9 protein-coding genes are annotated in these 8,633 nt (G+C 40.6%); 1 reads left to right on the plus strand and 8 read right to left on the minus strand.

The window, feature by feature from the left end:
• Positions 1 to 58: 58 nt before the first annotated feature.
• From HMPREF2984_RS04600 to truA, 3 genes are read right to left on the minus strand one after another with little or no spacing between them, the layout of a single operon-like run.
• The gene (locus HMPREF2984_RS04600; protein WP_070670616.1) at positions 59 to 526 is read right to left on the minus strand and encodes an ECF transporter S component; all 468 of its coding nucleotides are present in this window, start codon (positions 524 to 526) and stop codon (positions 59 to 61) included.
• Positions 504 to 1,277 (minus strand): bifunctional hydroxymethylpyrimidine kinase/phosphomethylpyrimidine kinase, encoded by a 774-nt coding sequence (locus tag HMPREF2984_RS04605; RefSeq protein ID WP_070670618.1) that lies wholly within the window; start codon positions 1,275 to 1,277, stop codon positions 504 to 506. Before HMPREF2984_RS04605 ends, HMPREF2984_RS04600 begins: the two co-directional genes overlap by 23 nt.
• Positions 1,267 to 2,016: a tRNA pseudouridine(38-40) synthase TruA gene (truA, locus tag HMPREF2984_RS04610; RefSeq protein WP_070670620.1), complete on the minus strand. Its 750-nt coding sequence runs from the start codon at positions 2,014 to 2,016 to the stop codon at positions 1,267 to 1,269. Before truA ends, HMPREF2984_RS04605 begins: the two co-directional genes overlap by 11 nt.
• A 123-nt stretch (positions 2,017 to 2,139) precedes the next feature.
• Here truA and HMPREF2984_RS04615 point away from each other — a divergent pair, with 123 nt between their 5' ends.
• Positions 2,140 to 2,613 carry an NUDIX hydrolase gene (locus HMPREF2984_RS04615; protein WP_049493440.1) on the plus strand — a complete coding sequence of 158 codons (474 nt, stop codon included), beginning with the start codon at positions 2,140 to 2,142 and terminating at the stop codon, positions 2,611 to 2,613.
• A gap of 61 nt (positions 2,614 to 2,674) precedes the next feature.
• On the opposite strand, the gene dnaJ is transcribed toward HMPREF2984_RS04615, so the two are convergent.
• The 5 genes from dnaJ to HMPREF2984_RS04640 all read right to left on the minus strand — a co-directional run bounded on the left by dnaJ (position 2,675) and on the right by HMPREF2984_RS04640 (position 8,566).
• Entirely contained in the window at positions 2,675 to 3,811 is a 1,137-nt protein-coding gene (dnaJ, locus tag HMPREF2984_RS04620) for a molecular chaperone DnaJ (RefSeq protein ID WP_070670622.1), read from the minus strand.
• A gap of 475 nt (positions 3,812 to 4,286) precedes the next feature.
• A complete protein-coding gene (gene dnaK / locus HMPREF2984_RS04625) occupies positions 4,287 to 6,119 on the minus strand; it encodes a molecular chaperone DnaK (RefSeq protein ID WP_070670623.1) in 1,833 nt (610 codons plus the stop codon).
• 212 nt (positions 6,120 to 6,331) lie between these two features.
• Positions 6,332 to 6,862, minus strand: coding sequence for a nucleotide exchange factor GrpE (gene grpE, locus HMPREF2984_RS04630; RefSeq protein ID WP_004224126.1), 531 nt, complete (start codon positions 6,860 to 6,862; stop codon positions 6,332 to 6,334).
• 60 nt (positions 6,863 to 6,922) lie between these two features.
• Positions 6,923 to 7,957, minus strand: coding sequence for a heat-inducible transcriptional repressor HrcA (hrcA, locus tag HMPREF2984_RS04635; RefSeq protein WP_003039553.1), 1,035 nt, complete (start codon positions 7,955 to 7,957; stop codon positions 6,923 to 6,925).
• A 285-nt stretch (positions 7,958 to 8,242) separates the two neighbouring features.
• Entirely contained in the window at positions 8,243 to 8,566 is a 324-nt protein-coding gene (locus HMPREF2984_RS04640) for a PadR family transcriptional regulator (RefSeq protein ID WP_049534470.1), read from the minus strand.
• Between the last annotated feature and the right edge of the window lie 67 nt (positions 8,567 to 8,633).

Consider the following 8,633-nt stretch of genomic DNA (forward strand, 5'->3'; position numbering starts at 1 on the left):
TTGCTTTTACAAACTGAAATTCTTAAAAGTAAAAAGGGCACAACGCCCCTTATTTACTTTATTTTTTCAAAACATCCACCAACAGTTTATTCAAGATTACCCCAACAATCATTCCTAAAGTATTTTGACAGAAGTTAGGAAATATTTCTGGAAAAGCTGCTCCCCAACCATGCATGATCGTGGAAGCAACAGCATACCCCCCTACCATAACAAGCGTCGCCAATACTAAACCAAGATAACGACTTTTCCCTTTAAAACCCGCAAAATAGCCTTGTAGACCATGAAAAATTAGACTAAAAAACATCCACTGCGGATAACCCGAAATCAAATCAATAAGAAATCCGGCTAAACCACCAACAATTGCTCCTTCTTTTCTGCCAAAATAAAAGGCGGTAAAGAAAATTCCTGCATCAAGGAACGTTAAAATCCCCGTTGGTGTTGGAATTTTTAAATAATATCCCAAAACAACTGTCAAAGCAGCAATCATAGACAAAAGGACAAGTTTATGCGTCTGATTCTTTTTCATATTGAACAACTCCATATTGATCTGAATGTTGGATAGCTTGATAAACAAATTTTTTTGAATTTTGAACCGCTTCAAAAGTTGATTTTCCTAGTAATAGCTGACTGGCAATGCTGGAAGCAAAGGTGCAACCCGCTCCGGTATTATTTTTGTCTAAAACAGGCGATTCCAAAATTTTAAATTGCTCTCCGTCATAATAAACATCTATTGCTTTTTGAGCATCTAAGCGATTTCCTCCTTTGATAACAACGGATTTAGCACCCAAGGAATGAAGAAGTTTAGCCGCTTCTTTTACATCCTCCAATGTTCGTAACTCTTTTTGAACCAAGAGTTCAGCTTCTGGTAAATTGGGCGTGATAATATCTGTATAAGGAAAAAACTTGATGAGCTCATCTCGAAGCGCTGAAACCTCAACATCATGAGTTTCCTTGCAAACTAAGACAGGGTCTAACACAACAGGAGTCTCTGCATGAGCTTTCACAAAATCCAAAGCCAAATCTGCCACTTCTACATTGGGCAAAAGCCCCAATTTAATAGCTGAAAAAGGCACATTCTTGAGAGAGTTGAGCTGCTGAGAAAAGACGGTCGTATCTACAGGAATAATCTCAAAACCTTGCTCCGTCATGGCGGTCAAGCAAGTCACTGACACAAAACCATGTAGTCGGTTGACCGTGTAAGTCGCTAAATCAGCATGCAGTCCGCCGCCACTAAAAATATCATTCCCTGATATAGCTAAAATAAAGTTATTCTTCATATCGTATCTCCTTTAGATAAAGTCCGTTTGGCGCTGCAGTCGGTCCAGCCAAATGACGATCTTTCTCTGTTAAAATTCTATCAATCTGCTCAACTGGCATTCGACCGTTGCCGATCTTCAGCAATGTTCCGACCATATTGCGGATTTGCTTATATAAAAATCCATTGCCGGAAAAAGTAAAAATCAGAAAGTTGCGTTTCTCATCAAAGTCTAAGCGTGCTTCTGTAATCGTCCGAACTTTATTTTCCACACTAGTCCCTGAAGCTGTGAAACCTGTAAAATCGTGGGTCCCTTCTAACTTTGCAATAGCTGCTTCAATCAAACTCAGATCAAGCAGATAGGGATAATGCGTTGCATAATGGCGCATTATAGGATTTTTAGGGCGCCCAATATCCACTATAAATTCATATGTCTTGCTATGTTTGCAATACCTAGAATGAAAATTATCATTCACCTCTTCTACACTGATAAAATCAATGTCCTCTGGTGTTTGCGTATCAAGTGCAAAGCGCAGCTTTTCTTCATCTCTTTTTTGCGGCAAATCAAAATGAATAACTTGTCCTAGCGCATGAACACCGCTGTCTGTACGTCCTGCACCATGGATTACGACCGATGCTCCACTATTGATTTTGGTTAAAGTCTTTTCAATCTCTTCTTGAACGCTGCGAGCATGAGGTTGCCGCTGAAAACCAGCAAAATCATGACCGTCATAAGAAATAATCGCTTTATATCGTGTCATGTGTTTATTGTAACAAGAAAAAAAGCCCCTCGCAAGACTGTAAAAGCAAAACTGTCTGGGTACAGATTGGACTTGACAAGACTGACAAAAGACTATACACTTAATTAGGTAAGGAGGAGCTGAATGGCAGAAGATATTAGTTACACAAACGGGCATCAACGCTTTCGCTATCGAGCAGCCGCTATCATTATTGAAGAGGGAGCTATTTGCTTCATGAGCAGTCCTTCCGAAGACTATCATTACTCCGTTGGTGGAGCTGTTCAATTTGGCGAAACAACCGAAGAAGCTGTTCTTCGAGAGGTTATAGAAGAAACTGGACAGCAATATGAAATTGACCGCTTGGTCTGCTTTCACGAAAATTTCTTTTCAAATTCAAACGGTGTCTTAAGAGGGTTAGATTGCCATGAAATTTGCCTATACTATCTTATGAAACCAAAAGGAAAACAATTCCAAGGTCAAATAGAGGACGAAACAGTTCACTGGATTCCTATTCAAGAATTAGAAAAACACAGGGTATTTCCAACCTTCATTCCACAGATTTTAAAAGGATTAGATATGGGAATACAGCATATCATCACCAAAAATGAAGAAGAATAAAACGGGAATAGGACTGAACTAAAAATTGAGATTTTTAATTCGTAGTCTCACTCCCGCTTCTTTATTCTCCTTCAAAGGCATCTTTCATTTTATCAAAGAAGCCTTTTTTCTTTGGATTGACTTTAATATCGCCAGCTTCTGCAAACTCTTTCAGCGCTGCTTTTTGTTTGTCATTGAGTCCTGTCGGTGTCACAACGTTGACCGTGACATATTGGTCTCCCATGCTACCACCACGAAGGCTTGGCGCTCCTTTTCCACGAAGACGGAATCGTTTGCCTGTTTGTGTTCCTTCTGGAATGGTTAATTCCACATCACCGTGAACGGTTGGTATTTCCACGCTGTCACCTAAAGCTGCTTGAACGAAATTGAGATTGAGCTTATAATAAATGGTTGATCCATCCCGTTCAAACTTGTCACTTGATTCCACCTGAACGACGACATACAAATCACCATAAGGTCCACCATTGAAACCAGCTTCACCTTGCCCAGATAAGCGAACTTGTTGACCAGTTTCAACACCTGCTGGAATTTTAACATGAACACTATGGGCTTGTTTTTCATGTCCTGTTCCATGGCAAGTTTGGCAAGGGTCTTTGATTTCTTGTCCGCGCCCATGGCAGACATCACAAGTGACTTGACGACGCATCATTCCAAGTGGGGTTTGCGTATCCACATTGATCACGCCTGCTCCATGACAGCGGCTACAAGTGACTGGACTGGTTCCTGGTTTCGCACCAGAACCATGACAAGTATGACAAGTTGCCTCACGATTGTATTTAATTTCTTTATCTGTGCCAAAAATCGCTTCTTCAAACTTAAGGTTGACTCGATATTGCAGATCATCTCCTTGACGAGGTGCGTTGGGATTGCGACTTGCACCACCCCCACCAAAGAAGCTAGAAAAAATATCTTCAAAGCCTCCAAAGCTAGAACCGTCAAAGCCACCAAAACCGCCAGCTCCGCCGCCAAAACCGCCATTAGCACCCGCAGCGCCATATTGGTCATAGGCTGCACGTTTTTGCTCATCACTCAAGGTTTCATAAGCTTCTTGGACTTCTTTGTATTTCTCTTCAGCATCCGGTTCTTTATTGATGTCTGGATGATATTTTTTTGATAATTTCCGATAGGCTTTCTTAATCTCATCCTGAGATGCATTTTTAGAAACGCCTAAACGGTCGTAAAATTCTGTATTGTTCATAATATAAGATACAAAGGGCGTTAAGCGGGCACAGCCAAAATAGGAGTTTTGACGAAGAATCCAGAGATTCTAGGAAAAACTATCTTTTTGGCACAGTCCGTAGCCCGTGTTCAGTTACGAACACTTTTTATTCCTTTCTGTTATTGTTACGAAACGAACCAATATTTATGTCGGGTTCAGTTCCTCTTTATCCAAAAACAGAGGTTGGTTTATCAACCCCTGAATTTATCTGTTACAAATCGGCTACAAGTAAGATTGAGAAAGCACTAAATTATAATCCGCAATCGTTCTTTCCAAGATGTGACAAAGGAGGTTTTAGGATTTTCCTGAGGCACTCCCATCTCATCGTTACGACGGGAGAAGACAAAGACGATTCTTTCTTTGTTTTCGAGCTAGTAAGCCGCCTAGCTTGACCGCCTTATAGCGGCAAGCGTTAGTAGATGAGCTGCTTCGAGCAGCCATCTGCTTTGGCGTCTTATTTCTCCGTAAACTCACCGTCTACGACATCGTCGCCTTTGTTGTCGCCTGTATTTGTTTGGCTTGCACCTTCTGCTCCTGCTTGAGCTTGTTGGGCTGCAGCCGCTTGTTCGTAAAGTTTCACAGCGAGGGCTTGCGCTTTTTCATTGAGTGCTTCAAGTTTTGCTTTCATGTCATCCAAGTTGTTATCTTCTTGGGCTTTTTTCAATTCATCAAGAGCAGCTTGAGCAGCGTCACGTTCTGCATCAAAACCTTTGCCTTCTGTTTCTTTGATTGTCTTTTCAGTTGCAAAGATAGCTTGATCCACTTCGTTGCGGAGATCCACTTCTTCTTTACGTTTTTTATCTGCTTCGGCGTTTGCTTCTGCATCTTTCATCATGCGGTCAATTTCTTCGTCTGTCAAACCGGAGTTCGATTGAATAACGATATGTTGTTCTTTTTGCGTACCAAGGTCTTTAGCCTTAACAGACACGATACCATTTTTGTCAATATCAAATGTTACTTCGATTTGAGGGATACCACGAGGAGCAGCAGGAATGTCAGTCAATTGGAAACGTCCAAGTGTCTTGTTGTCTGCTGCCATTGGGCGTTCCCCTTGAAGAACATGGATATCAACGGCTGGCTGATTATCTGCTGCTGTAGAGAAGACTTGTGACTTAGAAGTTGGGATAGTCGTGTTGCGGTCAATAAGTTTTGTAAATACACCACCCATAGTTTCGATACCAAGTGACAACGGTGTTACGTCAAGAAGAACGACGTCTTTAACATCACCAGTAATCACACCACCTTGGATAGCAGCACCCATAGCAACCACTTCGTCAGGGTTTACAGATTTGTTTGGCTCTTTACCAGTTTCAGCTTTTACTGCTTCCACAACGGCAGGGATACGTGTTGAACCACCAACAAGAATAACTTCATCAATTTCTGACAAGCTAAGACCAGCGTCAGACAATGCACGACGAACAGGTTCTTTTGTGCGATCCACAAGGTCATGCGTTAAATCGTCAAATTTTGCACGAGTCAGAGTCATTTCCAAGTGGAGAGGTCCAGCGTCACCAGCTGTGATAAACGGCAAGCTGATTTGCGTAGAAGTCACACCTGAAAGGTCTTTCTTAGCTTTTTCAGCTGCATCCTTCAAACGTTGAAGAGCCATCTTATCAGTTGACAAATCAATACCGTTTTCTTTCTTGAACTCTGCTACCATATAGTCGATAATCTTTTGGTCAAAGTCATCACCACCGAGTTTATTGTCCCCTGCAGTTGCTAGCACATCAAAGACACCATCGCCTAATTCAAGGATTGACACGTCAAATGTACCACCACCAAGGTCAAATACAAGGATTTTTTCTTCTTTATCTGTCTTGTCCAAACCATAAGCAAGGGCTGCTGCTGTTGGTTCGTTGACAATCCGTTCTACTTCAAGACCAGCAATTTTACCAGCATCTTTAGTTGCTTGACGTTGGGCATCGTTGAAGTAAGCAGGAACTGTGATAACTGCTTTGGTTACTTTTTCACCAAGGTAATCTTCAGCATAGCCTTTCAAATATTGAAGAATCATAGCTGAGATTTCTTGTGGAGTATACTCTTTCCCATTTGCTGAAACTTTTTCAGAAGTTCCCATTTTTGATTTAATGGAGATAATCGTATCAGGATTTGTCACCGCTTGACGTTTTGCTGCGTCACCAACGATGATTTCACCGTTTTTGAAAGACACAACTGACGGTGTTGTACGGTTACCTTCTGGATTTGCGATAATTTTGCTTTCAGTTCCTTCAAGAACTGCAACCGCTGAATTTGTTGTACCTAAGTCAATACCAATAATTTTACTCATTATTTTTCCCTCTTTATTTTAGAATTTCTTTTTTGATACTCTTCTTAAGTGGCGGCGTCATCAGAGCTTGATTAAGTCAATCTCTTTATTAAAGTTTGCGCAGAGAGCACCACGGTGAAGAGTGTCGCTAATTGTTCGCTTCGCTCACGGTTTAGCAGAGCGAAAATATATTTTCTTTCTTCATAGTTTACCGTCGTTTCGGACGAGATTTTTTATTCTGCTACTACTACCATAGCTGGTCTTAGGAGACGTTCATGGAGTTTATAGCCCTTTTGGAAGACTTGTGCGATGCTTCCAGCTGGGTGATCATCATCTGCCGGCACCGTCTGAATAGCCATATGGAAGTTGTGATCAAACTCACCGTCTATCGGAACCTCTTCAATTCCTTCATCTTTAAGAGCGGCAATCAAACTTTCCTGTACCATTTCTAGCCCTTTTCGGACATCATCAGTCAATCCTTCAACTGCCAAGGCACGTTCTAAGTTGTCCAGCGAAGGAAGGATTGCTTTCCCTAAGTCTTGGCTACGATATTTCTGCAATTGTTGACGTTCTTCATTTGCTCGGCGCTGAATATTTTGCATTTCAGCAGCTGCACGAAGATATTTGTTTTCAAATTCGTCTGCGCGCTCATTCGCCAAGTCCAATTCAGACTTCTCAGGAGCTACCTCTGTTGTTTCTTCAGACGTTTCTTCTACTGAAACGTCCTCTTTTTTTACTTCTTCTTGCTGTTTTTCTTCTGCCACTAGGCACCTCCTTATGATCTTTTGATTATTTTTCTATCTATAGCTATCAGCTTTGTCGCCTTAATGCACTTCATAATGATTGCTACTCAGATATCTATAAAAATCTGTGAGCTTCATCGTTAAAACGCGATTGACAACATTGAGTTGACTGACAACTCGCTGATAATCTAAATTGACTGGTCCAATGACCGCTAGCATGCCAAATCCCCGGTAAGGAATGAGAAATTTGCTAGAGATGAGCGTCAAATTCGCCAGACTACTTTCTCTGCTATCCGCCACGCGCACCGTCTGCATTTGATCTTCAGCTAAACTATCTCGAATTTCAAAAGCCACTTTTTGCGGTTGGTCAAAGAATTGATAACTCTTTAGATTTGAAAAATTTAGCAACTTCACCTTACCAGATACAATGACATTTTCTTTGAAAATATCACTAAAGATATGCTCGAAAAGATCCATAACATTATCGGTCGTTGTAAAATAACGCTGAATAATTTGTGGAATCTCTGTCCGAATCTTATAGTGAATATCCAGAACTGTCTGTCCTAAGAAACGCTCTTGTATCAATTCTTTCAGCTGAATCAAATCACCTCGCAAGAAATTACGGGGAATCATGAACTGGCTGGTAATCGTATTGGATTCATCCAAAGTAAAGACTGCTAAAGCTGTATGCTGGCTGAGAATCACAATGTCAAAAGCTGTCAAGCGTTGTTGACTCGGTTCTACATCAAGTGCTACCACCGTACATCCACTTAGCATTGAAAGAACGTCTGCTGCCTGTTGAAGAACATCCTCTAGTTTGAAGAATTCACGGTCAAATGCCTTGATTACTTCATAGAGTTCATTTTCAGCGAGACGATCAAAGGAAAGTGAATGTTTGACAAAGTATTGAAAACCTGCAACACTAGGCTTACGTCCACTTGATGTGTGCGCTTTTTCCAAAAGCCCCTGCTTTTCAAGAACAGCCATATCATTACGAATCGTCGCGCTGCTAGACTGGATTGATTCTTGTAGGGCTTTGGATCCGACTGGCTCATGGGTCTTTGTAAAGATGTCAATGATCAAGTTTAAAATCTCATTCTGACGTTCCGTTACCATAACATCACCCCTTTCAGCTTTCAGCTGGAATATGAGATTTTCTTTTTAGCACTCTAAACACCCGAGTGCTAACTTATGATTCTATTATACACAGTTCATTTTTAAAGTCAAGACAAAAACTCAAAAAATTAGCACTCTTTTAAAAAGAGTGCTAAAAATCAGTCTGAGGACCTAGTTTTCTTCTTTTTCACAAGCCACATATAAAAGAATAATTCCGCAACCGCTAAAATCGGCAACAACAGAAGTATGACATTTGTTAGCCAGCCTAAAAAATTTTCTTTTCCATTATACATCCTCCTTGCTATTTTGATAGAGTCGCTCAATTCGTTTCAGTTCTATTTCCAAAATCTCTCGTCCTATTTCTGTAATCTGATAAATTTTACGTTTCTCCTCTTCGTGAGAAAATACAATCAAACCATCTTTCTCCATTTTAGACAAAGTTCCATACATAGTTCCCGGACTAATTACAACCTGCCCTTTTGTCAGTTCTTTTACTTTCTGTGTAATGTTATAACCATGACTTTCTTTTTGCAAGCAAAATAAGATATAAAATCCCGTCTCTGTCATGGGAACATAAATCCGTCTTAATTTATCATCCATACTATTCACCTCGATATACTTGTCAAGTATTTTTTAGCAATAGATAAATTGTAAAATATAGTGCAACAAAAAAACT

Source organism: Streptococcus sp. HMSC066E07 (assembly GCF_001814695.1).
Taxonomy (GTDB): domain Bacteria; phylum Bacillota; class Bacilli; order Lactobacillales; family Streptococcaceae; genus Streptococcus; species Streptococcus hominis.

What these genes read in the sequence shown, in the direction of transcription:
- HMPREF2984_RS04600 (WP_070670616.1), bottom strand. Translation starts at nt 526, where the DNA reads ATGAAAAAGAATCAGACGCATAAACTTGTCCTTTTGTCTATGATTGCT.
- HMPREF2984_RS04605 (WP_070670618.1), bottom strand. Translation starts at nt 1,277, where the DNA reads ATGAAGAATAACTTTATTTTAGCTATATCAGGGAATGATATTTTTAGT.
- truA (WP_070670620.1), bottom strand. Translation starts at nt 2,016, where the DNA reads ATGACACGATATAAAGCGATTATTTCTTATGACGGTCATGATTTTGCT.
- HMPREF2984_RS04615 (WP_049493440.1), top strand. Translation starts at nt 2,140, where the DNA reads ATGGCAGAAGATATTAGTTACACAAACGGGCATCAACGCTTTCGCTAT.
- dnaJ (WP_070670622.1), bottom strand. Translation starts at nt 3,811, where the DNA reads ATGAACAATACAGAATTTTACGACCGTTTAGGCGTTTCTAAAAATGCA.
- dnaK (WP_070670623.1), bottom strand. Translation starts at nt 6,119, where the DNA reads ATGAGTAAAATTATTGGTATTGACTTAGGTACAACAAATTCAGCGGTT.
- hrcA (WP_003039553.1), bottom strand. Translation starts at nt 7,957, where the DNA reads ATGGTAACGGAACGTCAGAATGAGATTTTAAACTTGATCATTGACATC.